The organism is Poseidonocella sedimentorum (assembly GCF_900116005.1).
Classification (GTDB): domain Bacteria; phylum Pseudomonadota; class Alphaproteobacteria; order Rhodobacterales; family Rhodobacteraceae; genus Poseidonocella; species Poseidonocella sedimentorum.
Window position 1 is genome coordinate 352,899 of the sequence record NZ_FOYI01000002.1, and the last position, 25,290, is coordinate 378,188.

At 66.0% G+C, this 25,290-nt stretch carries 25 protein-coding genes; 18 read left to right on the forward strand and 7 right to left on the reverse strand.

The window, feature by feature from the left end:
• Window positions 1-55: 55 nt before the first annotated feature.
• The 3 genes from BM353_RS04680 to uxuA form a co-directional block, all read right to left on the reverse strand.
• Window positions 56-1,066 carry an AraC family transcriptional regulator gene (locus tag BM353_RS04680; protein WP_092077120.1) on the reverse strand — a complete coding sequence of 337 codons (1,011 nt, stop codon included), beginning with the start codon at window positions 1,064-1,066 and terminating at the stop codon, window positions 56-58.
• Window positions 1,067-1,222: 156 nt separating this feature from the next.
• A complete protein-coding gene (locus BM353_RS04685; RefSeq protein ID WP_092077122.1) occupies window positions 1,223-2,659 on the reverse strand; it encodes a mannitol dehydrogenase family protein in 1,437 nt (478 codons plus the stop codon).
• Window positions 2,656-3,867 carry a mannonate dehydratase gene (gene uxuA / locus BM353_RS04690; RefSeq protein ID WP_092077124.1) on the reverse strand — a complete coding sequence of 404 codons (1,212 nt, stop codon included), beginning with the start codon at window positions 3,865-3,867 and terminating at the stop codon, window positions 2,656-2,658. Before uxuA ends, BM353_RS04685 begins: the two co-directional genes overlap by 4 nt.
• Window positions 3,868-3,967: 100 nt before the next feature.
• On the opposite strand from uxuA, the gene BM353_RS04695 reads away from it, so the two are divergent.
• From BM353_RS04695 to BM353_RS04715, 5 genes are all read left to right on the forward strand, one after another.
• Entirely contained in the window at window positions 3,968-4,714 is a 747-nt protein-coding gene (locus BM353_RS04695) for a GntR family transcriptional regulator (RefSeq protein WP_092077126.1), read from the forward strand.
• Window positions 4,711-5,679, forward strand: a complete 969-nt coding sequence (locus BM353_RS04700) for a TRAP transporter substrate-binding protein (protein WP_092077128.1) — start codon at window positions 4,711-4,713, stop codon at window positions 5,677-5,679. Before BM353_RS04695 ends, BM353_RS04700 begins: the two co-directional genes overlap by 4 nt.
• 72 nt (window positions 5,680-5,751) lie before the next feature.
• A complete protein-coding gene (locus tag BM353_RS04705; RefSeq protein ID WP_092077130.1) occupies window positions 5,752-6,258 on the forward strand; it encodes a TRAP transporter small permease in 507 nt (168 codons plus the stop codon).
• Window positions 6,259-6,261: 3 nt separating this feature from the next.
• Window positions 6,262-7,539 (forward strand): TRAP transporter large permease, encoded by a 1,278-nt coding sequence (locus BM353_RS04710; RefSeq protein WP_092077132.1) that lies wholly within the window; start codon window positions 6,262-6,264, stop codon window positions 7,537-7,539.
• 9 nt (window positions 7,540-7,548) lie between these two features.
• The gene (locus BM353_RS04715; protein WP_092077134.1) at window positions 7,549-8,595 is read left to right on the forward strand and encodes an L-idonate 5-dehydrogenase; all 1,047 of its coding nucleotides are present in this window, start codon (window positions 7,549-7,551) and stop codon (window positions 8,593-8,595) included.
• A 97-nt stretch (window positions 8,596-8,692) separates the two neighbouring features.
• On the opposite strand, the gene BM353_RS16855 is transcribed toward BM353_RS04715, so the two are convergent.
• On the reverse strand, window positions 8,693-8,896 hold the full coding sequence (locus BM353_RS16855; RefSeq protein WP_177220449.1) for a hypothetical protein: 204 nt from the start codon (window positions 8,894-8,896) through the stop codon (window positions 8,693-8,695).
• Between the two features lie 36 nt (window positions 8,897-8,932).
• Here BM353_RS16855 and BM353_RS04720 point away from each other — a divergent pair, with 36 nt between their 5' ends.
• Complete coding sequence (locus tag BM353_RS04720) at window positions 8,933-9,553, forward strand: aspartate/glutamate racemase family protein (protein ID WP_245759565.1); 621 nt, start codon at window positions 8,933-8,935, stop codon at window positions 9,551-9,553.
• Between the two features lie 11 nt (window positions 9,554-9,564).
• On the opposite strand, the gene BM353_RS04725 is transcribed toward BM353_RS04720, so the two are convergent.
• Window positions 9,565-10,230 (reverse strand): GntR family transcriptional regulator, encoded by a 666-nt coding sequence (locus BM353_RS04725; protein ID WP_092077138.1) that lies wholly within the window; start codon window positions 10,228-10,230, stop codon window positions 9,565-9,567.
• 621 nt (window positions 10,231-10,851) lie between these two features.
• Here BM353_RS04725 and BM353_RS04730 point away from each other — a divergent pair.
• The 7 genes from BM353_RS04730 to BM353_RS04760 all read left to right on the forward strand — a co-directional run bounded on the left by BM353_RS04730 (window position 10,852) and on the right by BM353_RS04760 (window position 17,904).
• Window positions 10,852-12,354, forward strand: a complete 1,503-nt coding sequence (locus tag BM353_RS04730) for an ABC transporter substrate-binding protein (protein WP_245759566.1) — start codon at window positions 10,852-10,854, stop codon at window positions 12,352-12,354.
• A 63-nt stretch (window positions 12,355-12,417) separates the two neighbouring features.
• The gene (locus BM353_RS04735) at window positions 12,418-13,371 is read left to right on the forward strand and encodes an ABC transporter permease (RefSeq protein ID WP_092077142.1); all 954 of its coding nucleotides are present in this window, start codon (window positions 12,418-12,420) and stop codon (window positions 13,369-13,371) included.
• 3 nt (window positions 13,372-13,374) lie between these two features.
• Complete coding sequence (locus tag BM353_RS04740) at window positions 13,375-14,262, forward strand: ABC transporter permease (protein ID WP_092077144.1); 888 nt, start codon at window positions 13,375-13,377, stop codon at window positions 14,260-14,262.
• Window positions 14,249-15,295 (forward strand): ABC transporter ATP-binding protein, encoded by a 1,047-nt coding sequence (locus BM353_RS04745; protein ID WP_092077146.1) that lies wholly within the window; start codon window positions 14,249-14,251, stop codon window positions 15,293-15,295. The genes BM353_RS04740 and BM353_RS04745 overlap by 14 nt, the downstream gene beginning before the upstream one ends.
• Complete coding sequence (locus BM353_RS04750; RefSeq protein WP_092077149.1) at window positions 15,292-16,269, forward strand: ABC transporter ATP-binding protein; 978 nt, start codon at window positions 15,292-15,294, stop codon at window positions 16,267-16,269. Before BM353_RS04745 ends, BM353_RS04750 begins: the two co-directional genes overlap by 4 nt.
• Before the next feature lies 1 nt (window position 16,270).
• Window positions 16,271-17,449, forward strand: coding sequence for an amidase (locus BM353_RS04755; RefSeq protein WP_092077151.1), 1,179 nt, complete (start codon window positions 16,271-16,273; stop codon window positions 17,447-17,449).
• Window positions 17,446-17,904, forward strand: a complete 459-nt coding sequence (locus tag BM353_RS04760) for a RidA family protein (protein WP_092077153.1) — start codon at window positions 17,446-17,448, stop codon at window positions 17,902-17,904. The genes BM353_RS04755 and BM353_RS04760 overlap by 4 nt, the downstream gene beginning before the upstream one ends.
• Here BM353_RS04760 and BM353_RS04765 read toward each other — a convergent pair whose 3' ends face one another.
• On the reverse strand, window positions 17,905-18,816 hold the full coding sequence (locus BM353_RS04765; RefSeq protein WP_092077155.1) for an N-carbamoyl-D-amino-acid hydrolase: 912 nt from the start codon (window positions 18,814-18,816) through the stop codon (window positions 17,905-17,907).
• A 151-nt stretch (window positions 18,817-18,967) separates the two neighbouring features.
• Window positions 18,968-19,720 (reverse strand): hypothetical protein, encoded by a 753-nt coding sequence (locus BM353_RS04770; RefSeq protein WP_092077157.1) that lies wholly within the window; start codon window positions 19,718-19,720, stop codon window positions 18,968-18,970.
• Between the two features lie 307 nt (window positions 19,721-20,027).
• On the opposite strand from BM353_RS04770, the gene BM353_RS04775 reads away from it, so the two are divergent.
• From BM353_RS04775 to BM353_RS04795, 5 genes are all read left to right on the forward strand, one after another.
• Window positions 20,028-21,047 carry a Bug family tripartite tricarboxylate transporter substrate binding protein gene (locus BM353_RS04775; RefSeq protein WP_092077159.1) on the forward strand — a complete coding sequence of 340 codons (1,020 nt, stop codon included), beginning with the start codon at window positions 20,028-20,030 and terminating at the stop codon, window positions 21,045-21,047.
• A gap of 81 nt (window positions 21,048-21,128) precedes the next feature.
• Entirely contained in the window at window positions 21,129-21,608 is a 480-nt protein-coding gene (locus tag BM353_RS04780; RefSeq protein ID WP_177220450.1) for a tripartite tricarboxylate transporter TctB family protein, read from the forward strand.
• The gene (locus BM353_RS04785) at window positions 21,605-23,128 is read left to right on the forward strand and encodes a tripartite tricarboxylate transporter permease (RefSeq protein WP_092077163.1); all 1,524 of its coding nucleotides are present in this window, start codon (window positions 21,605-21,607) and stop codon (window positions 23,126-23,128) included. Before BM353_RS04780 ends, BM353_RS04785 begins: the two co-directional genes overlap by 4 nt.
• Complete coding sequence (locus BM353_RS04790; protein WP_092077165.1) at window positions 23,121-23,951, forward strand: sugar phosphate isomerase/epimerase family protein; 831 nt, start codon at window positions 23,121-23,123, stop codon at window positions 23,949-23,951. Before BM353_RS04785 ends, BM353_RS04790 begins: the two co-directional genes overlap by 8 nt.
• A complete protein-coding gene (locus BM353_RS04795; RefSeq protein WP_092077167.1) occupies window positions 23,948-25,267 on the forward strand; it encodes an enolase-like domain-containing protein in 1,320 nt (439 codons plus the stop codon). The genes BM353_RS04790 and BM353_RS04795 overlap by 4 nt, the downstream gene beginning before the upstream one ends.
• Window positions 25,268-25,290 lie beyond the last annotated feature (23 nt).

Below are 25,290 nucleotides of genomic sequence, written 5' to 3' on the forward strand. Positions count from 1 at the left end.
CGTGCCAAACCCGCGCGCGGCATGACCGCAGCGCTCAACCGATTGACCCCGGGTATCAATTGGCGAGCCACGCGGTCGGGCTCATCCCGGTCCACCGCCGAAAGGCCCGGACAAAGGCCGACGCCTCGGAAAACCCCAGAAGATAGGCCGCCTCACCGACCGAGACCTTGCGCGCGCCGAGGTAATCCATCGCCATCCGGTGGCGCAGGTCGTCATGAACCTGCGCGAAGGTCGCGCCCTCGTCCTTGAGGCGGCGGTAAAGCGTCTGGCGGCTCATCCCGAGATCGCGTGCGATGCGGTCCATCGAAAGCGTGCCCTCGTGCAGGTCCGCGAGCATCCGCGCCTCGACGGCTGCGCGCACCGTGTCGTTTGACGCAAGCTCAGTCAGCAACCCGTCGGCATGGCGCGTGAAGACGCCGAAGACATAGTCCTTGCCGCCATCGAACGGCACATCGAGCCAGACCGGATTGATCCGAAGCGCATTGCGCGCCGCGCGAAACGTCACCGGGACCCGGAACAGGTCGGGGTAGCGATTGGCGTGCGGCGGCGGCGCGTAGGAGACCTCCAGCGCCTGTTCGAACGGGAACTCCGGGGCCGAGCGCCGAAACTCGGAGATGAACCGCGCGAAGCTCGCCTCGGTCGCCATCCAGTTCCCGTCGCTGGGCCGGTGATCCACCAGCCAGACAGCGCCCGCCTCCCGCTCAAGGGCGAACCGGTCCCGCCCGCCGGGGATCGGCACATCGGCCATGAGGCGCGCATAGCGGTTCAACTGGTCCAGACTGTGGGGAAACGAGGAGGAGGCATGCACGATCTGGCCGACGATCGACATCGTCTCGAGCCGGGTTTCCAGCACGTGACGGAGAAGCAGCGAGGTGTCGCCCGTGGCCGCGATCGCGGCGGCGATAAGGGTCTGGTAGGAGTCGGTTGGAATACGGCCATCCTGATCGGCGAGAGCCTCCGTCGTCAGCCCCGATGCCGCCAGAAGCCCGCCCCGCGAGGCCCCCTCGGCCACCGCGTAGTCGAGAAACGCGTTCGCGAAACCGGCGGCCATGGTCTGATCAGACATGCGGCAATCTCCTCGGGTTAATGTCCTCATGCGCCCGGTCGTGCCGCTGCAGCGCAGACAGATTGCCTTGAGATATGACGCTAGGGCAACCCACTTGCCGCGTCGGCGCCTGATTAGCCGGTCCCCGGGGTCAAGGGCCCCGGCGCTAACCCCGGATCACATGCCGTTTCGGAGCATCGTGTTTAGGGCCGTCTCAACGCTGCTCTGCCAGACGGCATTGGTTTGCAGCGCCTCGGGGATGAGGCCGGGGAGGCTGTTTAGATGTGCGATGAGGGCGACCGCGGTCTCGGGGGCGGGGTCGCGCTGCAAGGCCGCGCCCAATGGATCGCGCAGATCGTAGGCGTGGCCATCGTCCCTGCGCCCCAGCGTGTACCGCATCCAGGCCGCGGTGGCGAAGGCGAAAGCGTCTAGGGACTGGCCACGCCGGAGGGCGTCGAGCGCCGGAGCGAACACCCGTTGCGGCATCTTTTCCGAGCCGTCCATCGCGATCTGATAGGTTTCATGCGCCAGATGCGGGTTGGCGAAGCGCTGTGCGAGGTCCTCCGCATAGGCCGCGAAATCCACGCCGGGCAGGGGGTCGAGCGTGGCGGCCGCGGCGGCGAGATGGCGCCGGACGAGGGGCGCGAGCGCGGCGTCGGCCATCACATCGCGCACGTATTTGTGCCCGGCCAGAAACCCGGTGTAGGCCAGCATCGAATGCGCGCCGTTGAGCATCCGCAGTTTCATCTCCTCAAACGGGCGCACATCCTCGACAAAGAGCGCCCCGCCCGCGGCCCAGTCGGGGCGGCCGGATGGAAAGCGATCCTCGATCACCCATTGATGAAAGGCTTCGGTCTCCACGGCGGCGGCGTCCTGAAACCCGGTCAGGTCTTCGGCGAGCTGCAGGGTTTCCGGTCCGCGCGCCGGGGTGATCCGATCGACCATGGTGGCGGGAAAGGCGACCTCGGTTTCGATATGGTCCACGAGTTCGGGCGCGGCGCGGCGGGCAAAGTCGGCCAACAGAGCGCGGACCATCGCCCCGTTTTCCGGCAGATTGTCGCAGCACAGCACGCTAAAGGGGGCGATCCCGGCGGCGCGGCGGGCCTTGAGCGCCCAGACCAGCAACCCGGCGACGCCCGTCGGCGCGTCCGGGTTGGCCAGATCTGCGGCAATCGCCGGGTGTTCGGGGTTCACGCCCCCGGTCCGCCGGTCGATGCCATAGCCCTTTTCCGTGACTGTCAGGCTGACGATCCGGGTCGTCGGGGCGCGGAGCGCGGCGAGCACCGCCGCGCGGTCGGTGCGCAAACTGAGCGCGGCGGCGAGGGAGCCTATGACACGGGCCCGGGTGCCGCCACTGCTGCGCTCCAGAATGGTGTAGAGCCCGTCTTGCGGGGTCAGTTCCTCGGCCGGGGCGGTGCTGCGCAGGCTGACGCCGATGATGCGCCAATCCCCGGCTGACGCGGCCAACGCATCGTCGGTATAGACCGCCTGATGGGCCTTGTGAAACGCGCCCAGCCCGATGTGGACGATGCCGGGCCCATGGGCCTCGCGCCGGTAGGCGGGGCGCTGGACCGTGTCGGGCAGAGCGGCGGCGGAGGTCAGGCGCGTCGTCATTCGGCGGCCACCCGGGGCTCCAATGCGGCGATGATGCCGCGCAATTCCGCCAGCCCCTTGAGCCGCCCGATCGACGGGTAGCCCGGTTGGGCGCGCCGTCCCAGATCGTCGAGAATGTCCTGCCCGTGGTCGGGGCGGAAGGGGATCGACCAATCAGCACGTCCGGTTGCCTTGCGGCGTGCCTCTTCCCTCAGCGCGGCTTCGACCAGCGCGACCATATCGGTATCGCCGCCCAGATGCTCGGCCTCGTGGAAGGAGCCCCGGACCTCGCTCGACTCCCGTTTGACGTTGCGCAAATGCAGGAAATGCACCCGGTCGCCCAGCCGCTCCATCATCCCGGGCAGGTCATTGTCGGGCCGCGCGCCGAGCGAGCCGGAGCAGAGCGTGATGCCGTTCGCGGGCAGATCCACCGCCTCCATCACCGCCCGGTAGTGCGCCTCGGTCGACATGATCCGGGGCAGGCCGAGGAGAGAGAAGGGCGGATCGTCGGGGTGGCAGCAGAGCCGCAGGCCAAGTTCCTGCGCCACCGGCGCGACCTCGGCAAGGAAATCGACGAGATGGCTCCGAAGCGTCTCTTCGGGCATGGCCGCATATTCGGCGAGATGCGCGCGCACCTCCTCAAGGCTGAAATTCTCCGCTGCGCCGGGCAGGCCGAAGACCACGTTGCCGGCCAGTTGCTCGGCCTCTGCCTCGGTCATCTCGGCAAAACGCCGGGCCGCGGCGTCCAGTTGCGCGGCATCGTAATCGGCCTCGGCGCCCGGGCGTTTGAGAATATTGAGGTCGAAGGCGATGAAATCGATCAGGTCGAAGCGCATGCAGGTGGCGCCGTTGGACAACCGCCAGGCGAGGTCGGTCCGGGTCCAGTCGAGCACGGGCATGAAGTTGTAGCAGATCACCTCGATCCCCGCCTCGGCGAGGTTGCGCAGGCTCGTCTTGTAGTTGGCGATATGCGCGCGCCACGCGCCCTGCTGCTTCTTGATGTCTTCCGAAACCGGCAGGCTTTCGACAACCTCCCAGCGAAGCCCGGAGGGCGCGCCGTCGCGCATGCGCCCGATCTCATCCTGGCGTTTGCGGATGTCCTCCAGCGTCCAGGCCGTACCCGTCGGCACGTGGTGCAGAGCGGTGACGATCCCTTCCGCCCCCGCCTGGGCCACATCGTCTGTGGAAACGAGGTCCTTCGGACCAAACCAGCGCCACGTCTGCTTCATGATATCCTCCCGAGTCGCGTTTGTGGGTAACCGTATCATTTACCCCGATTGCTGCCTAGTATGGAAGTATGGTAATGACACGGCGGGGGGACGACGAATCATGCGGATCAAACCGATTTCAGATTGGCGGCTGGACCCGGCGACGCCCATCGTGCCGCAGATAACGCGTATCTTGCGCGAGCGCATCATCCGCGCCGACCTCAAACCCGGCGACCGCCTGACCGAATCCGAGGTCGCCCGCGTCTATGAGGTCAGCCGGCAACCGGCCCGGGAAGCCTTCATCCGCCTCGCCGATCAGGGCCTCGTTACCGTGATGCCCCAGCGGGGCACGTTGGTCAGCCGCATCAGCTATGTCTCGGTGCTGGATGCGCGCTTTCTGCGCGAGGCGATCGAAGCCGATATCGTCAAGATTCTCGCCCAGTCGCCGGACAAGGTCGCGATTGCCGAGCTTCGCGCCCAACTGGTGAAGCAGGAGGAGATCGGCCCCAGCCAGCCGGAGAGCTTCATCCGCCTCGACGATCTGTTTCACCGCACCCTGGCCGACGCCGCGGGCAAGGGCGGGGCCTGGAAGCAGATCGAGGGGATGAAATCCCAGATGGACCGTGTGCGCTTCCTGTCGCTTGGCGCCTTCCCGACCAAGAACCTCATCGGCCAGCATCGAGACATCGTCGATCAGATCGAACGCGGCGACATTTCCGGCGGCAATTCCGCGATCCGTCACCATTTGCGCGAAGTGCTCGCCGACTTGCCGCAGATCGTTGCAGCCAACACCAGTTTTTTCGAATTGCCGGAGGGCGAAACGCCCGCTCCGGTCAATGCGCCCATCCAAGGAGGAGATATAGGATGAAACTTTCAGTCAAATTTGCCGCCGCTGCCGCGGTCGCGAGCTGCCTCGCCGCACCGCTTGAGGCTCAGGAAATGACGCTCAAGCTCGGCCACCTCGCCAACGAGGACAACCCGTGGCACCTCGCGTCGGAAAAATTCGGCGAAGAGCTTTCGGCGCTGACCGATGGCCGGATCGCGGTCGAGGTTTTCCCCAACGAGTCGCTCGGCAAGGAAATCGACCTGATCAACGGGATGCAGCTCGGCACCGTCGACATGACGATCACGGGCGAGAGCCTCCAGAACTGGGCGCCCAAGGCCGCGCTGTTGGCGGTCCCCTATGCGTTCCAGACAATCGAGGACATGGACGCGTTTGCCTCTGGTCCGGTGGGCGATGAAATCGAAGCGCAGATCGTCGAGAAGGTCCAGATCCGCCCGATCGCCTATTTCGCCCGTGGCGCGCGCGATCTGACGTCAAATCGCCCGATTGCCCACCCCGATGACCTCAACGGCCTGAAAATGCGTGTGCCCAACGTGCCGCTCTTTGTTGATGTCTGGTCCGCGCTTGGCGCCAACCCCGGCCCGATGGCCTTCTCCGAGGTCTTCACCTCGCTCCAGAACGGCACCATCGAAGCGCAGGAAAACCCGCTCGCGCTGATCCGGTCGGCAAGCTTCAACGAAGTGCAGAGCCACGTGAACCTCACAGACCACGTGCGGTCCTGGATCTACCTGACCATCGCCGAATCTACCTGGAACAAGCTCAGCGAAGAAGATCGCGCTGCCGTGACCGAAGCCGCTGCGCGCGCGCAGGCCTATGAGCGTGAGCTGTTCGAAAAGAGCCTCGCGGATGACCGCGCCTACCTCGAAAGCAAAGGCATGACCTTCGTCGAAGTCGACGCCGCCGCATTCCAGGCCGCCGCGAAGGACGCGGTTCTCGCGAACGTCAATGACGAGATCAAACCGATCGTCGAAGACCTCTTCTCCAACTGATCGAGATCCGCTCCGGCGCCGGAGACCCCCGGCGCCGGAGCAAATTTTTCTCATGAAATCCCGAGGTCCGATGTGCGACGCGCAGATAAGATCATCCATCTGATCACACGGCTTGCCCAATGTGGCGCGGGGCTGTCATTCGCCCTGCTGATCCTCGCCGTTCTGGTTCAGATCACCGGACGCCTGATCGGCTTTTCCGCCGTCTGGACCGAAGAACTCACGCGCTACGCGTTGCTATTCACGGTGTCGTTCGGCGCTGGCCTTGCGTTCCGCTCCGGCGATCTGGTGAACGTGGATGTGGTCTGCGAATTCCTGCCGGGCCGGGCGCCTTGGGTCCTGCGCCTCGTCGCAGCACTGAGCACCGGCGGCCTCGCGCTCTACCTCTTGCCGCATGCGTGGCGCTATGTCTCCATCGGCAAGATGCAGACATCTCCGGCGCTCGGGGTGCGCATGGATTACATTCATTTCACGGTCTGGCTCCTGTTGCTGTTCCTTGCGGTCTTCGCCGCGCTGCGGGTGCTGGGCATGCTGACCGGGGCCGAAGACGGCAAGCCCGTCAAACCCGAAGAGGACCTCTGAGCCATGGAAGTCGCTGTTCTGTTTCTCGTTTTCGTCGGCGGGCTTGTCCTGGGCATTCCCGTGGCGATCACGCTCGGCCTCTCTTCGCTGGCCTATCTTCTGCTGACCGGCACACCGCCGGTGGTCATGCCGCAAAAGATGTACGCGGGCATGGACGTGTTCGTCCTGCTCTCGATCCCGGGTTTCATCCTCGCCGGCAATCTCATGAACCAAGGCGGGATCACGGGGCGGATCATCCGCTTTGCCAACGCGCTGGTGGGTTGGATTCGTGGCGGCCTCGGCCTGACCAATATCGCGGCCTCCATGCTCTTCGGTGGCATCACCGGAACGGCCGTGGCTGATGCGGCCTCGATCGGCGGAGTGATGATTCCGGGCATGAAGAAGGCGGGCTACCCGGCGGACTTTTCCGCCGCCGTGACCGCGGCGTCCTCCACCGTCGGGCCCATCATTCCGCCGTCCGTCCCGATGATCATCGTCGGGGCGCTGTCGGGGATCTCGGTGGGCCAGATGTTCCTCGCCGGGGCGGTCCCGGGGATCCTGATGGGCGTGGCCATGATGGTAACGGCCTATGTCATCTCCGCCCGCCGCAACTTCCCGCGCCAAAGCTGGCAGGGGCTGGGCGAGGTCTCGCGCGCGTTCTCCGGGGCCTTCTGGGCGCTCGCGATGACGTTCCTCATCATCTACGGTCTGCTGTCGGGCCTCGCCACGCCATCCGAGACTGCCGTCGTCGCCTCGGTCTACGCCTTCATCGTCGGCGCCTTCATCTATCGCGAGTTGCCGATCTCACGTGTCCCCGCCATCCTCGTCGAGAGCGCGACCTCGGCCGCCGGGATCCTCGCGCTGGTGGGGTTTGCGAATGTCTTCGGCTGGATCCTCGTCTCCGAGCGCATCCCACAGGCGATTGCCGATGGCGTCCTCGGGATCACCGACAACAAGTTCCTGGTGATCCTCCTGATCAACCTGCTGCTGCTCTTCGTCGGCATGTTCATGGAGACCATCGCCGCGCTCATCATCCTCTTCGTGCCGCTTCTGTCGCTCGCCGAGGCGGTGGGCATAGAGCCGCTGCACTTCGCCACCTTCGCGGTGCTCAACCTGATGATCGGGCTGACGACGCCGCCGGTCGGGGTCTGTCTCTTCGTCTGTGCCGGGATCGCGCGCCTGCCGCTGATGCCGGTGGTGGTCGCCATTCTGCCGTTCTTGCTGAGCAACATCCTCGTGTTGCTGGCGGTGTCCTACTACGCTCCGCTGGCCACCTGGCTGCCGCGGCTCCTGATCAACTGAGGCTTTGTCATGAAAACCCGCGTCTGCCGTCTCTACGGCCAAAACGATTTGCGCATCGAAACCGACGAGACGACCGATCCCGGCGCGGGCGAGGTCCAGCTGGCGATCGCCGCGGGCGGGATTTGCGGCTCGGACATGCATTATCTCTCCGAGGGCGGTATCGGCACGATCCGCGTGCGCGAGCCGATCATTCTCGGCCATGAGGCCTCTGGCCGGGTGGTCGCGACGGGCGCGGGCGTGGTCGGGCTGAGCGCGGGCGACAAGGTGGCGATCAACCCCTCGCGTCCCTGTGGGGCGTGTGACTACTGCGCCGAGGGGTTGCCGATGCATTGCCTCAACATGCGCTTCAACGGCTCCGCCATCCGCCTGCCGCACGAACAGGGGCTGTTCCGCGACCGGATCAACGTGCAGGCGAGCCAATGCATCAAGCTGCCCGCCGCTGCGGACGTGGGCGCGGTGGCCTGCGCCGAGCCGCTGGCGGTCTGTCTGCACGCCGCGCATATGGCGGGCGAGATCGCGGGCAAACGGGTGCTCGTGACCGGGGCGGGGCCGATTGGCCTGCTCTGCGCCGCGATCGCCGCCGATGCGGGCGCTTCGGAAGTGGTTGTCACTGACCTGCATGACGCGGTGCTGGATGTGGCGCTGACCATGGGCGCGACGCGCGTGATCAACGTGGCCCGGGATGGGGCCGAGATGGACCGCTACGCCGACAACAAGGGCTATTTCGACATCGCGTTCGAATGCTCCGCCGCCGCCCCCGCGATCAGAAGCGCCATCGCCGCCCTGCGCCCGCGCGGCGTGCTGGTGCAGGTCGGGGTCGTCGGCGACACGCCGATGCCGATCAACGCGATGGTGGCCAAAGAGCTCCGCGTACAAGGCACACACCGGTTCCACGAAGAATTCGCCGCGGCCGTCGAGGCCATCAGCTCGGGCCGCATCGACGTGCGCCCGATCATCACCGAGCGATTTGCCCTCGAAGACGCGGCCGAAGCCTTCCGCGTCGCCGGGGACCGCACCCGGTCGGTCAAGGTGCATCTGACCTTCGAAGGCACCTGAAGCGCGCGCGCCCCGCGTGTTCGGGGTGCGCCAGCCTATCGCGACAGACTAACCGCTTGCCGCTGGACAGCGATAGAATTCAATTTGACATGTTCTGTCATTGCGTCGCCGGATTTTCCACCGATGCCGCCACGTTCATTGTGTGCGCTGCATACGGGATTGCCGGTGCAAGTCCCCAATGCGCATGTTTTAGACGGCCCGGCGCCGCGCCGATCCTTTCCCGGTTGGTGATGGCCTTTCCGGTTTGCCACCGCCCGTCGAGCCCTTCAATCATCCCGCTGCGGACTGGCTCTTTGCTCAATGGCGAGGCCGGGGAGTATCAGGAGGCGCTGTACACATGAGAGTTCTGTTGATGAACCCCAACGCCAGCCGCGCCGTGACCGAGATGATGTGCCGCATCGCCGCCCGATCCCTGCCACACCCGCCAGAGCCCTGGACGGCGCCGCGAGGCCCGGATCTCATCTCCACACCGGACGCGCTTGATGCGGCGGCGGCTGGCATCAGCGCGGCCGTGCTCGAACCGGGGCTCGACGGCATCATCGTTTCGGCCTTCGGCGATCCGGGCGCGGCGGAGCTTGCGCGGCGGATCGAGATTCCGGTGGTCGGAATCGGAGCCGCCGCCGCTCGGGCCTGCGCCGCGCCGTTTGCCGTCGCCACGACCACCCCGGCGCTGGCTGGCCGGATTGACGCGCTCATGGCCGCGCAGGCGGGCCGAAACCCCTATCTCGGGTGCTTCCTGACGGAAGAGGACCCGGACGCGTTGATGGCCGATGAGCGTGCCCTCGACGGTGCCCTCTCGGACGCGATTCGCCGCGCGGCCTCGGCGGGGGCACAGCAGGTCATCATCGGCGGTGGGCCCTTGGGCGCGGCGGCGGACCGCCTCGCGCCGTCAAGCCCCGTCACGTTGGTCAATCCGATCCGCGCGGCGGCGGAAGAGATCAGGGCGCTCTTGTCCTAGCTGCCCGCGCCTCAGAGAAGCGCCGCAACGGTATCGCCAGTGTGTAGAAGATGCGTGCGCCATATCCGGGCCGCGCGCGCCGGATCTTTCTGCCGCAGCGCCTCCATCAACGCATCGTGCTCTTTGATCGCCTCGGTCAGTCGCTCCGGCCGCATGATCGCGAGGAACCGTCCCCGCCGCGCCCGTGCCATCAGCTTGCGATGCTCACCCGCGAGGATCTCGTTGCCGCAGCGCTGCACGATGGCATCGTGGATCTCTGTGTTGGTGTCGAAGTAATCCGTGTGATTGCCGATCTTGTAATACGTCATCATCCGGTCGTGCATCTCCTCGAAAACATCGAGAGTTTCGGCGTCCATCCGCGCCGCGAGCCGCTCGGCGGCGAGGCTCTCCAGCGCGGCGATCACGTCAAACAGCGCAAGCGCGTCCTCCGCCCCGTACTGGAGCACCTGCGCGCCCTTGTTGCGGGAAATGACGATCAACCCATCGGCGGCAACCAGCTTGAGCGCCTCGCGCACCGGCGTCCGGGAGACATTGAGCTCGGTGGAGATGGCCCGCTCGACGATCCGCGACCCCGCCGGATAGACGCCCTTGACGATCCGATCGCGCAGGGTCTCGGCAACCCATTGCGCCGTTGCCGTCGGCGTCTCATGCGCGGGGCTGTCGAAACTCTCAGTCATGAGCGAAAACTTTCAGTGGTTCAAATGGCATTCAACCTGCGCAACGCGCCAACAACTCAACAAACCCGCTTACGCAGAGTTGGGCCTGCGAGCGTGGCTGTCAACGATCCCAAACGCATAGGGTAGCGGTTTACTTAAGAAAGACGCCAAAACTTGCATCGCTGAAAACAGCAGCATCGCGCAGGTCGGGCCAAGCGCCTCCGCGGCGAATCGCTAGCCTCGATGGCATCCCAAAGCAATTTTCCATCGTTCCGACATGCGGATCGAGGTGTTTTATACCACGGCGATCATCCCCGAGCCGGGCCGCGTCGCGACCAAGATTGCTGAAAAATGTTGCACTGCAGCAAATCCGCGCCGCCTTCGTGGGCAACAGCGGCGATCAGCGGAAGAGCCCCCCGCATTGATACATTTCGAGGCTGGCCAGTCCAAAACCGGGCTTGTCAGCATTGCCCCACGGATGCGCCGAAGCTCGGCCTTTCGGGCAAGGCCGCGCGAAGCGGTGCGTCACATGACAGAGAGGTATAACCGATGAAACTGCAACGAGGCGTCAGCGCCTTAGCCACTGCCGTTGCGCTGTTCTGCGCCACGTTCGCTCACGCCGACGGCACCTTGCGTGTCGGCATGACAGCCGCCGACATCCCGCTCACCACCGGCCAGACCGACCAGGGCGGCGAGGGGATGCGCTTCATGGGCTACACGGTCTATGATTCCCTGATCGAATGGGACCTGACCAGCGCCGACAAACCGTCCGTTCTGATCCCCGGCCTTGCCACCGAATGGACGGTCGGCGAGGACGAGCTCACCTGGACATTCAAGCTGCGCGAGGGCGTCACGTTCCACGACGGCTCGCCGCTCACCGCCGAGGTCGTTGTCTGGAACCTCGACAAGCTGCTCGACGACAGCTCCGAGCAATATGACAGCCGGCAAGCCGCGCAGGGCAAATCCCGTATTCCCGCCGTCGCCTCCTATGAGGTGGTGGACGATCTGACCCTCACCATCACCACCAAGACCCCCGACGCGACGCTGCCCTACCAGCTCGCGTGGATCCTGATGTCCTCCAAGGCCAACTGGGAAGCGCTGGACAAGGATTGGGAAAAGGTCGCCGCCGCGCCCTCGGGCACGGGCCCGTGGAAGCTGACCGAATTCGTGCCGCGCGAACGTGCCGTGCTGGTGCCGAACGCGGAGTACTGGGACGAAACGCGCATCCCGCAGCTTGACGAGATGATCCTCATTCCGTTGCCCGAGCCCAACGCGCGCGCCGCGGCGCTGATGTCGGGGCAGGTCGACTGGATCGAAGCCCCCGCGCCGGACACCATCCCGGCCATGACCGGCAACGGCTTCGTCATCTCCTCCAACGCCTACCCGCACAACTGGACCTGGCACCTGTCGCGTCTCGAGGGCTCGCCCTGGAACGACATTCGCGTGCGCAAGGCCGCGAACATGGCGATCGACCGCGAAAGCATGATGCCGCTTCTCGGCGGGCTGATGGTCCCGGCCAAGGGCTTCCTGCCGCCGTCGTCGCAGTGGTTCGGCAACCCCTCCTTCGATCCGTCCTATGACCTCGACGCCGCCAAGGCGCTGATGGAAGAGGCCGGCTACGGGCCCGACAACCACCTCGAAGTCAAGGCGCTGATTTCGCCGTCGGGCTCGGGCCAGATGCTCCCGCTGCCGATGAACGAGTTCGTCCAGCAGAGCCTCGCGGAGGTCTGGATCGATGTGGAATTCGTCGTCGTCGAGTGGAACCAGATGATCAACCTGTGGCGTGCGGGTGCGGCGGATGAAGCCGTGGAAGGCGCGCAGTCGATCAACTTCACCTACTTCATCCAGGATCCGTTCACCGGGCTTATCCGGCACCTCGACGAAGGCCTCATCGCGCCGAACGGCACCAACTGGGGCCACTATTCGGACCCGGAAATGCAGGAGCTGTTCACCCAGATCAAGACCACCTTCGATCCGGTCGAGCAGGACGCGGTGCTCAAGAAGACGCATGAGAAATACGTCGATGAAGCGCTCTTCCTCTTCGTGACGCATGACGTCGCGCCGCGCGCCATGTCGCCCAAGGTGAAGGGCTTCGTGCAGGCCCAGAACTGGTACCAGAACTTCTCCTCCATCACGATGGAATGACCTGTCGCCCCCGCCCGCCATTGTGGTGGGCGGGGGCTTTCTCATATTTCGGAAGGCCGCCCGTTGCTTACCTACCTGATCCGTCGTTTGATCCTTGTCCTGCCGGTTGCTTTCGGCGTCTCGGTGATCTGTTTTCTGCTGGTGCAGATTGCGCCGGGCGATCCGCTGACCGCGATCATGCCCGTCGATGCCACCGCCGAGGAACAGGACGCGATGCGCGCCGCCTACGGTCTCGACAAGCCGCTTCCGGTCCAATACGCGATCTGGATCGGCAACCTCGTCCAGGGCGATATGGGCAAATCCATCGCCAGCGGCCGGCCGGTCGCGGGAGAGGTCTTCGGCGCGGTGCAGAACTCGCTCGTCCTCGCCCTCTCAGCCGCCGTCATCGCCTTTCCGATCGGGATTTTCCTCGGCTTTCTGGCTGGTTACTTCCGCGATACCTGGATTGACCGGGTCGTGACGGCGATCTCCATCGCGGGCGTCTCGGTGCCGAATTACTGGCTCGGGATTGTGCTCGTCATCATCTTTTCGGTCAATCTCGGCTGGCTGCCCTCCATGGGCGCGGGGCCGGGCGGGTCTTCGGAATGGGAGTGGAACTGGCTGCATATACGCCACCTGATCCTGCCCGCCGTGACGCTCGCCGTCGTGCCCATCGGCATCGTCGCCCGGACCGTGCGGGCGTTGGCGGGGGATATCCTGACCATGGATTTCGTGCAGGCGCTCTACGCCAAGGGCATGAGCCGCGCCGACGTGCTGCGTCATGTGGCGCGCAACGCCGCCGCCACGGCGCTCTCGGTCATGGGGCTGCAACTGGGCTACCTTCTCGGCGGGTCGATCCTGATCGAGACGGTGTTCAACTGGCCCGGCTCGGGCTTCCTGCTCTCCAACGCCATTTTCCAGCGTGACCTGCCGCTGCTCCAGGGCACGATCCTTGTGCTCGCGCTCTTCTTCGTCGCGATGAACCTGATCGTCGATGTGGCCCAGGCCGCAATCGACCCCCGCATCCAGAGGACCTGATCCATGGCCCTTGCCGAAACCCTCCCCACCGAGCCCGCTCCGGCCGCCAAGCCTCAAGGCTACTGGTCCGGCGTCGGGGCGCGGCTGATCCGCGATCCGCTGACGCTGTTCTGTTCCGCAGTGATCCTCGGGCTGATCCTCGCCGCGATCTTCGCGCCCTGGATCGGCCTCGCCGACCCCTACAAGGGCTCGATGATCGCCCGCCTCAAGCCGCTCGGCACAGAGGGCCACATCCTCGGCACCGATGAGCAGGGGCGCGACATGCTCGCCCGGCTGATCTACGGTGGGCGGCTCACGCTCTTCATCGGGCTCATGCCGGTGGTCTTTGCCTTCTTCATCGGCTCGGCGCTCGGGATCGTCGCGGGCTATGTCGGCGGGCTGACCAACACCATCATCATGCGCACGGTCGATGTCTTCTTCGCCTTCCCATCGGTGCTGCTGGCGATCGCGATCTCCGGCGCGCTCGGGGCCGGCATCGTCAACAGCCTCGTCTCGCTCACCATCGTCTTCGTCCCGCCCATCACCCGCGTGGCCGAAGCCGTGACCTCGGGCGTCCGCGCGCTCGACTACATCGACGCCGCCCGCGCCACCGGGGCCGATGCATTTACCGTGATCCGCGTGCATGTCATCGGCAATGTCCTGTCGCCGATCTTCGTCTATGCGACCTCGCTCACCTCGGTCTGCATGATCCTCGCCGCGGGCCTGTCGTTCCTCGGCATCGGTGTGCGCCCGCCCGAGCCGGAATGGGGCCTGATGCTCAACACGCTCCGCTCCGCGATCTACGTGAATCCATGGCTGTCGGCGCTGCCCGGGGTGATGATCTTCATCACGTCGCTGTGCCTGAACCTGCTGTCCGACGGCCTGAGGAGTGCCATGAATGTCCGCGATTGATCACGCCCCCGACACCGCCGGCACCGCGCCCGAGGGCCCTCTCCTCGTCGTGCAGGACCTGCAGAAACACTTCCCCGTCCGCGGCGGCCTTCTGGGGCGCACCCAGGCGAAGGTGCAGGCCGTCGACGGCGTCTCCTTCGAGGTCAGCAAGGGCGAAACCCTCGGTATCGTCGGCGAAAGCGGCTGCGGCAAATCCACCACGGCCAAACTGCTCATCGGGCTGACCGAAAAGGACAAGGGCGACATCGTCTTCGACGGCCAGTCGCTCGGCCCGGACCTGTCGCTGAAGGACCTGCGCAAGAGCGTGCAGATGGTGTTTCAGGACAGCTACGCCACGCTGAACCCGCGCCTGACCATCCTCGACTCGGTCGCCTTCGGCGCCAAGGTGCTGGGCCTTGAGGATCCCGCCGGGCTGGCCAGCAAGATGATGGACCGCGTCGGGCTCGACCCCGACCGTTTCGCCCACCGCTATCCGCACGAGCTCTCGGGCGGTCAGCGCCAGCGGGTCAACATCGCCCGGGCGCTGGCCATGTCGCCGCGTCTCGTCGTCCTCGACGAAGCCGTCTCCGCCCTCGACAAGTCGGTGGAGGCGCAGGTGCTCAACCTGCTCAACGATCTGCGCGCCGAGTTCGGCCTGACCTACATCTTCATCTCCCACGATCTCAACGTGGTCCGCTACATTTCCGACCGGATCCTCGTGATGTATCTCGGCGAGGTGGTGGAGGTCGCGCCGGTCGACAGCATCTGGGCCGCGCAGGCGCATCCCTACACGCGCTCGCTCTTCTCGGCGATGCCGTCGATGGACCCGGACAACCGCACCAAGGTACCGCCGCTCACCGGCGATCCGCCCAACCCGATCAACCCGCCCTCCGGCTGCCGGTTCCACACGCGCTGCCGCTTTGCCTCCGAGGTCTGCAAGGCCCGGGCACCGAAGCTCGCGGGCCTGTCCGAGAACGCTGCGCACCTTGTCGCCTGCCATCTACACGATCCCGCCTCGGGCCACCCCGACGCCGGACAGGGCCTGCCATCATGACCAACCTGCTGGACATCAACAACCTCACCATCCGCTTCAACGGCAAGCGCACGGTGCACGCGATCAACGACGTCTCTCTCTCGATGAAACAGGGCGAGACCCTCGCGCTGCTTGGGGAATCGGGATCGGGAAAATCGGTCACACTCAAGGCGCTCCTCGGGCTGCTGCCCCCCAAACGCACGCAGATCGAAGGCTCGATCCACGTCAACGGCACCGATGTGCTTTCCCTCTCCGGCAAGGCCCTGCGCCGCTACCGGGGCGGCGAGGTCTCGATGGTGTTTCAGGAGCCGGCGCTGGCGCTGGACCCGGTCTACACCGTCGGTCATCAGATCGCCGAGGCTGTCATGCGTCACAAGGGCATCTCGCGCGATGACGCGATGTCCACCGCGCTCGACATGCTCGACCGCGTGCGCATTCCCTCCGCCAATCGCCGGCTGCACAACTACCCGCACGAGCTCTCGGGCGGGATGCGACAGCGGGTGATGATCGCGCTCGCGCTTGCGTGCCGGCCCAAACTCCTGCTCGCGGATGAGCCGACCACCGCGCTCGATGCCACGGTGCAGATCCAGATCCTCCTGCTGCTGCGCGAGTTGCAGAAGGAGTTCGGCATGGGCGTGATCTTCGTCACCCATGATATCGGCGTCGCGGTCGAGATTTCCGAACGGGTCGCGGTGATGTACGCGGGCCAGATCGTCGAGGAAGGCACCACGCGCGAGATCATCCGCGAGGGCCGCCACCCCTACACCCAGGGCCTGTTGGCGGCGAACCTGCACGACGTCGCGCGGGGCGAGCGGCTCAACGCCATCCCCGGCGCGCCGCCCGCGCTGGAAACCCGGCCCGAGGCCTGTTCCTTTGCCCCGCGCTGCCCACATGTGCTGCCCGCCTGCCGGGAATGCCGGCCGCCGATGGTAGATCTCTCCGAGCGCCGCCGCGTCGCCTGTCTGCGCGCGCAAGAGACCATTGCGGCCGAATGATATGACCAGCCCGCACGATCCCTATCACTGCCTCATGCCCTATCCTCCCGCCGCGGTTCCAAACGGGGACGGGCCGCTGACCGGCCTGTCGCTCGCGGTCAAGGATATCTACGATGTCGCGGGATACCGGACCGGCAACGGCAACCCGCTCGCGCTGGCCATGTCCGAGGTCAAGACCCGCACCTGCCCCGCCGTCCAGACGCTCCTCGACGCCGGCGCGCGCTTCGCCGCCAAGACCCACACCGACGAGCTCGCCTGGTCGATGTACGGCATGAACGCGCATATGGGCTACGTCCAGAACCCCGCCGCGCCGGGGCATATCTCGGGCGGCTCGTCCTCGGGCTCGGCGGCCGCGGTTGCGGGCGGATTGGCGGACATCGCGATCGGCTCGGACACCGGCGGCTCGGTGCGCGCCCCGGCGAGCTTCTGCGGCGTCTGGGGCCTGCGGCCGAGCCACGGGCTGATCCCGCTGGATGGGGTCATGGCGCTCGCGCCGAGCTACGATACCGCCGGGCTCTTCGCCCGCGATGGCGAGACGCTGCTGCGCGCCCATTCCGTGCTCCAGACCGACGCGGCCCCCTTGCCCGCAACCCCGCGCCTGTTCTGGCCGGTAGAGATGATGTCCCAGCTCGGGCCCGAACAGCGCGCGCTTTGCGAAGGCGGGTTTTCGGGGCTGGAGGCGGCGGAGCTGACCGGGCTCTATCCCGACGGCGTGGAGGCGGTCTACCAGACCTTCCTGACCACCGTGGGTGCGGATGCCAAGGACGCCATCCTGCCCTTCATCCGCTCGTCCGGGATGCCCCTTGTGCGCGGTATTCGCGAACGCGCGGCGGCCGCCGAGGCGCTGACGGAGGCGGAGGTGTCAGCGGCGCGCGCCGCACGGGCGGAGTACACCGCCCATCTTGAGCGGCTGCTCGGGCCGGATGGGGTTATCCTCGCGCCCGCCTGCCACGACGCGCCGTTTCGCCATGACGACCCGGTCGAGGTGTTCGACACCTATCGCCACCACTCGCAAAAGCTGCTCTGCGTCGCCGGGCTTACGGGGCTTCCGCAAGTCGTCTTCCCCGGCGGCCGCGTCAATGGCGCGCCTTTCGGCCTGTCGCTCATCGGGCCGCGCGGATCCGATCTGTCGCTGATCCGACTGGCCATCACCCTCACACACGTGGAAAACCCCGCATGAGCATCGAAGACAAACTGGCAGAGATTGGCCTCGCCCTGCCGCCCTCCGCCCCCTCCCGCGCGCTTTTTCTGCCGGGCAAGATCACCGGCAACCTGCTCTTTCTCTCGGGTCAGATCTGCGAATGGGAGGGCGTGCCAAAATACTTCGGCCCGGTTGGCGACGGCTTCGACATGGAGGAAGGACAGGCCGCCGCGCGCATGTGCGCGCTCAACCTGCTCTACTGCATCAAGGCCGTGGCCGGCTCGCTCGACGCGGTCGCAGAGGTCGTCCGTCTCGGTGGTTTTGTCGCGGCGCCGCCCGACTTCGGCCAAGGGCCGTTTGTCGTGAATGGCGCATCGCAGCTCTTCATCGATCTCTACGGCGAGAGGGGCCGCCATGCCCGGACGGCGGTCAATGTCGCGTCGCTGCCCGCCAATGCGCTGGTCGAGGTGGATGCGGTGATCGAGCTTCGCTGATCATCCCTTTGGTGCGGTGATCAGCCCGTAATCCCCCGGCTCGCGGTGGGCCGCGAAGTTGAAGATATTGGCGCGGATCTCGGCGCAGCGGTCGAGATCGACCATCGCGGTAACGACCTCGTCCGCCACCGTCGCCGCGCTTGCCACGATCTCGCCCGTGGGCGCCACGATGCAACTGCCGCCGATCAGATCACAGCCCTCCTCCCGCCCCGCTTTCGCCGCCGCGACGACCCAGAGCCCGTTCTGATAGGCCCCGGCCTGAAGCGACAGCGCGTTGTGGAAATGTTGCAGGTGATCGTGCTCGGGGGCGGGCGGATAGTGCTGCGGCGTGTTGTAGCCAAGCATGACCAGTTCCGCGCCGCCGAGCCCCAGCATCCGCCACGTCTCCGGCCAGCGCCGATCGTTGCAGATGCACATCCCGAGCCGGCCATCGGCCCCATCGAAGACCGGAAACCCGAGGTCCCCCTTCTCGAAATAGCGCTTTTCAAGGTGCTGGAACGCGCGCCACTCCTCGTTCTGCCGGTGTCCGGGCAGGTGGATCTTGCGGTATTTTCCCACGATCACCCCGTTTTCGACAAAGATCGCGGTATTGAAATAGCGCCCCTCCGGCGTCTTTTCCGCATAGCCGAGATGGAAGGCGATGCCGAGGTCGGCGCTGAGGTCAAAGAGCGGCTGCACAGCGGCGTTGGGCATCTCGGTCTCGAACCACGCATCGATCTCCGCCGGGCCGTCCATGTACCAGCGCGGGAAGAAGGAGGTCAGCGCGAGTTCGGGAAACACGATGAGGCGCGCCCCGCGCTTCGCCGCCTCCTCCAGCATCGCGCAGAGCCGTGCCACGGCGCTCGCCCGTGGCTCCTCCCGGGCGATGGGGCCAAGCTGGCCGAGGGCGACGATATAGCGGCGATGGCTCATCTTTGGGCTCCCTGATCGGTCTTGCGATCAGAGCACGGAAGCGGTCGGGGATGGTTCGGGGTCAGCACGAACTTCGCCCGCAAAGCTGCCACGTGATGAGATTGATGCGCCGCGCCCGCCGGTTGCCCGATAGAGAGGCACTTGCCGGACGCTATCCCGGAACGATCCGGCAGGCGATCGGGCCGAACCCTTCGATGTGGCCATCGACGCGGATCTCGGGGCGGAACCAGCGCAGGCCGGAGACCGATCCGGTGATGAGGATCTGGCCGGGCTTGAGCCCGCCGCAATGCGCGCCGAGATGGTCGACAAGTGTCCAGAGATTGCCAAGGGCGGAGCCGCCGGGGATGGCGGCCTCGCCGCTGGTCACCACCTCCTCACCGCAGCGCAGCCGCGCGGTAATCGTGCTGAAATCCCGACCGTCCCACCCTTGCAAAGCGGGCCCGACCACGAGCCCCTCGTTGAGTTGCATGTCGGCGAGCTTCAAGACCGGATCGAGGTCGTCTCCGGCCAGACGCTGCCCGCAAAGCTCGATCACGATGCGCGGCCGGAAACAGGTCTGGGGCATGTCACGCGCCTGAGCGTCCGGCAGGTGCAGGACTTCGAACCCGATTTCCAGCTCGATCCCGATCTTGCCGCGCGCGGGAATATCCGCGCCGCTCTCGAAGGTCCGTTCGGCGGGAATGGGCGCGAGGGCAGGTTGACCCGGTCGAAAGGCGCCGACCTTGAAGCCGCTCACCGCGCCCAGATCCGGCATCATCAACTGCTGGACGGCCAGCGCCTCTTGGTAGGAGATCGCCTCCGCTGTGCTGATATTCTCCGCCGCGTCGAAATCCTCGGGCGCGCCGGTCCGGCGCGCGCGGCGCAAGACGTTCGCGAGCCGTTCTGCTTGGGGCGTGGTGTGCATAGGCTGGCCTTTCCGTGTCGCCCCACACCTACCTGACGGCGGCCCGTGATTCCAGTGAGGCGGCTCAGGCGGCGCTTCCCGGGGCAAACGCTTTGAAGCCGCGAGCTGATCCGCCGGAGGCTGGTGCAAATCAAGCCCCTCGGCGCCCCCTCGCAGGGGCCGCGCTGGCGCACTCCTGCGGTGGCGATCCACCATGGCGCGCGGCGAGCGGCCTGACACAATACCGAAAATGCGGTTTTACCAAAACGTTTGACAGGCGTGGGTTTGCTCCATAACCTACTATATGGTAGATAACGGAGGAGATACCATGTCAGCCTTTTCAAGGGTCGCCATTTTCGCGGCGACCGCGGCGTTTGCCGCCCCGCTTTCCGCTCAGGATTACGCCTGGAAACCGGACCGTCCGATCAACATCATCGTGCCGTGGTCGGCGGGCGGATCGACCGATCAGGTCACCCGCGTCGTTGCGCCCATCCTGGAGGAGGCATTGGGGACGGATGTCGTCGTGGTCAACCAGCCGGGGGCATCCGGCTCCACCGGCACCAAGGCCGCGCTCGACGCGCCGCGCGACGGCTACACCTGGACCGCCAACGCCATCGCCAACAATGCTACCTACGCGGTGACCGGGCTCATCGAGGACACCTCGATCGAGGATTATCACATCTACCTGCATGTCGCGAATGTTCCGGTGGTCAGCGTCAATGCCGACGCGCCCTATCAGACCTTCCCGGAACTTCTGGAAGACATGCAGAACGGCTCGGTCACGGTCGGCACCGCGGGGGTGAACTCCTCGGGCGGCATGGCGCTGGCGGCGATCAAGGAAAGCGCCGAGGGCGATTTGTCCGGCGCGCGGATGATCACCTATGACGGGGGCAACCCGGCCGTGATCGCGGCGGCGTCGGGCGAGGTTCAGGTCACCACCCAGCTCGCGGTGGAGCAGACCGAGATGATCCGCGCCGGGCGTCTGCGCGCGCTCACGGTGCTGTCGGATACCCCGCTCGAGGTCGAAGGCATCGACCCGGTTCCGCCGATCACCGACTTCATGCCGGATTTCCACGTGGCCGCGGATTACTTCGGGGTCTTCATCCCCGTAGGCGCGCCGCAGGAAGTCTATGACACCGTCGATCAGATCTGGCAGGATCACGTCATGAACAGCGAGGCGCTCAAAGCCTATGCCACCGATCGCGGCGCCGTCTTCGCGCCGAGCTTCGGTGATGGCGCGCTGGAGAAGGCGATGCCGGTCGTGGTGGCCGAGGCCTGTGCCCGCGTGACCCGTGGCGAAGCGGTTGTCGATCCTTCCGAGATCGGCATCGACTGCCCCGCAGAATAACAACGCCGTCCGGGTGGGGCGTCGCGGCTCCACCCGGAGATTTTGAGTTTTTGACAAACGAAAACAGGTAATCCCATGCACATGGCCTTGGCGGACCGCCTTTCGGCGCTTCTGCTTTTCATGCTCGGACTGGCGCTTCTGGTGGGCGGCTACACGATGGACCGGCTCGAGATCCGGCAGATTCACCCGGCCTCGATTCCCGGTCTCGTGCCGATGATCCTCGGCGTGCTGCTGGCGCTCTGCGCGGCGCTGCTCTTTCGGTCGACCTACAAGGCCGAGGACCGCAACGCGGCACCGGTGCTCTCGGGCGGATCCTGGGCGCGGCTGGGGATCACGACGGCGATCTGTACCGTCTACGCGCTGGGGCTTGTTGGCTGGCTGCCGTATTTCTGGGCCACCTTCGTCTTCACGGCGTGTTTCACTCTGGTCTTTTCCTTCCCGATCGACGGCGCGCGGCGGGCGCAGCTCACATCCCTCGCCGGGGCGCTCGCCTTGGGTTTCGGCGTGGCGCTGGGCTCGGCGCTATTGTTCGAGAAACTCTTTCTGGTGAGGTTGCCATGAGCGGGCTGGGAGATCTGATCACCGGGCTGGGCACGCTGCTCACGCCGATGATGCTGTTTCACGCGGCCTGGGCGACGCTTCTGGGCATCGTGGTGGGCTCGCTGCCCGGGCTGACCGCGACGATGGGCGTGGCACTGATGACCACGCTGACCTATTCGCTGGATTCGACCGCTGCGATCTTCGTGCTGATTTGCATGTACGTGGGCGCGATCTATGGCGGGTCGCGCAGCGCGATTCTGCTCAATATCCCCGGCACACCGGCAAGCGCGGCAACCTCGCTCGATGGCTATCCCCTCGCCAAACAGGGGCGCGCGGGATACGCGATGGGGCTGGCCACCGCCGGGTCCGCATTGGGGACGCTGGCCGGTGTCTTCATGCTGGTGCTGATCGCGCCGCCGCTCGCTGAGGCCGCGCTGAATTTCGGCAGTTTCGAGTTCTTCTGGCTCGCGGTCTTCGGCATCCTGATTTCCGGCCAGTTGACCGCCGACACCACGCCGCTCAAGGGCTATATCGCGGGTCTGCTGGGGCTGGCTGTTGCGATGATCGGCTCGGAGGGGATCCACGCGCATGTGCGCTTCAACCTCGGGGTGCAGGACCTCAACGCCGGCATCGCGCTGATCCCGGCAATGGTCGGGGCCTTCGGCTTTGCCGAAGTTCTGACGGCGATGTGGAACAAGGCTGGCGAGCTGGCGGTCAAGAAGGACAAGAGCGACCGGACGATACCGGACCTTGCGGATCTCTGGCGCTACAAGTTCACCATCGCGCGCTCCGGGCTGATCGGCACACTTGTCGGCATCATTCCCGGCGTGGGCGAGGATATCGGTGCCTGGGCGAGCTATGCCGCGGCGCGCAAGACGTCCAAGGAAAAGGAAAAATTCGGCCACGGGAGCCACGAGGGGCTCATCGCCGCGGAAACCGGCAACTCCGCCGTGGTGCCCGGATCGCTGATCCCCGCGATCACGCTGGCGGTGCCCGGATCGGCCTCGTCGGCGGTTCTGATCGCCGCGCTGTTCATCCATGGCATCCGCCCCGGGCCACTGATCATGATCGAACAGCCGCATTTCGTCGGCCTCATCAGCGCGATGGTGGTGATCGCCACGGTGTTCATGGCGTTCTATGGCCTGACCCTGACCAAGGCGTTCGTTCAGGTCCTGCGCGTGCCCTACAGCTATCTGATGCCGGTGGTCTTCGTCTTGTGCGTCATCGGAACCTATGCCCTGAGCCAACGGATCTTCGACATCTGGATCATGGTGTTCTTCGGGCTGGTCGGCTTTGTCCTGAGGCAGATGAAATACCCGATGGCGCCGCTGGTTCTGGGGATCATCCTCGGCGACCTGCTCGACAAGAGCCTGCGTCGCGGACTCACGTTGAGCGATGGCGAGCTGGCGCCGTTCTTCACGCGCCCGGTCTCGGCGGTCTTCGTGGCGCTGATCGTGCTGTCCATCGCAATGAACCTGCCGCAGGTCCGGCGCGTGGCCCTCGCACCGTTCCGCCGACTCGGGGCGCGGCTCAATGCTTGACTATACCTTATGCAACGAGTTGCTGGCCGATGAGGGCAGAGACCTGGGCGAACAGGCGCGGATCGCCGCCGCATTGGGGTATTCGGGGCTGGAACTCGCGCCAGCGACTTTGGGCGAAGCGCCGCACGATCTGACGGCGCAGGAGATCACCCGCATCCGCGCCACCATCGAGGCCGAGGGCATTCGCGTCACCGGATTGCATTGGTTGCTCAGCGGGTATCCGGATCTGTCGATCACCGATCCGGCGAAACAGGGCAGGGCGCAGGCGATCCTGCTGAAGCTGGTCGATCTCTGCGCCGCGCTCGGCGGGGATGTCCTGATCCACGGCTCGCCGAAACAACGTGTTCGGCCCGAGGGGATGGACGATGCCGCATTCCTGGCGCTGCTTGCGGAGTTCTTCGCGCCGGTGGCCGAGGCGGCCGAGAGCTCTGGTGTGACCTATTGCATCGAGCCGCTGTCGCAGGCCGAGGACGACGCGATCAACACCGTGGCTCAGGGGGCGGAGCTGGCCCGCGCCATCGGCAACCCGGCCTTTCGCACCATGATCGACATCAGCGCATCCGGCCAGACCGAGCCGCCGGTGGCCGACCTTATCCGACATTGGGTGCCGACGGGAATGATCGGTCATATCCACGCCAACGACACCAATCGCGGCGCGCCGGGGATGGGCGATGACCCGTTCCCTCAGATCGTCGCCGCGCTGGTCGAGACCGGCTGGGCCCGGCCCGTGGGTGTCGAGCCATTCCGCACCCTGATCGACGCGCCGGTCACCGCGGCCACCGGAATTGCCACCTTGCGAGCCTGTGAAAGGGCCTGCTCATGACAACGCTCACGATCCGCTCGGCCACCTGGTCGGAACGCCCCGTGACCATGCGGCTGCCGTTTCAGTTCGGCAGTACCGAGGTCCGCGAAACCGCCGAGGCGCATGCGCGCGTCGAGATCGACGTGAACGGCATTCGTGAAACGGGCGTGTCGGCGCAACTCATGGTCCCGCGTTGGTTCAACAAGAGCGCGGAGATGAGCAATGCCGATACGATCGACGAATTGCGCCGGGTCGTGGACACTGCAGTGGCCGAGGCCCCGGGGCTGCGCGGTACCGCGCTGGAGGTGACGCGCGCCTTGCGCGCAGGTTTGGACCGGGCCTTGCCGAACACCCCACCGCTGGCGCGGGGTTTCGGACCCGCGCTGGTCGAAATGGCCGTGATCGACGCGCTTTGCAAAGCGCTCCAAGTGCCTTTCTGGACGGCCGCGCGCGATGATGCCTTCGGGCTGGTCAGCGGCTGCCCGGGTGATCTCTCCCCTGCGGATCTGTCCTCCTCCCTGGCCACGATTTCCGCGCCGAAAACGCTTGTCCTGCGTCACACCGTCGGCTTCGACGCGCCACTGCGGCAGGCGGACGTCGGCGAGGATCGTCCGAAGGACGGCCGACCGGTATCGCTGGACGAGGTGATCTCGGACACCGGCGTGTCGGCGTTCAAGATCAAGCTGAAGGGCGACCCGGAGGCCGATCACCGCCGTCTGCGCGACATCGCCGGACTGCTGGACGGGGGCGGTGACTATGCCGTGACGCTGGACGCCAACGAGCAATATGCGCCGGAGGACTTCGGCGCTTTCCTCGGGGCCATTGCCGCGGATACGGCGCTGTCGCGCTTCTTCCCGGCGGTGCGTTTCGTGGAGCAACCCTTCCCGCGCGAGGTCGCCCTCACCAACCCGGTTGACGCGCCGCTTCCGCTGATCATCGACGAAAGCGACGACCGCGAAGATGCCTTTGCGCGTGCCCTGACCCTCGGCTGGTCGGGCACTTCGATCAAAAGTTGCAAGGGTGTGCTCCGGGCGCTGATCAACAAGGCGCGGGCCGAGGCGTCGGGGACGCTTCTGTCGGGCGAGGACCTTACCTGTCAGCCCGGCATCTGCTGGCTTCAGGACGCGGCGATGATGTCGGCTTGCGGCGTGCGGGACGTCGAGCGCAACGGCCATCATTTCGCTGGTGGACTGCAGGGCGCGCCGGAGGCGGAACGCGCCATGTTGCTGGAGCGCCACGGCGATATCCTGTCGCAGGATGACAACGGCGTCGCGCTCCGCATCGCCGGGGGGCGGGTCGAGATCGGCTCTCTGGCCCGCCCGGGTTTCGGCTGCTAAAGAGGAGGGCACCCCGGGGCGGG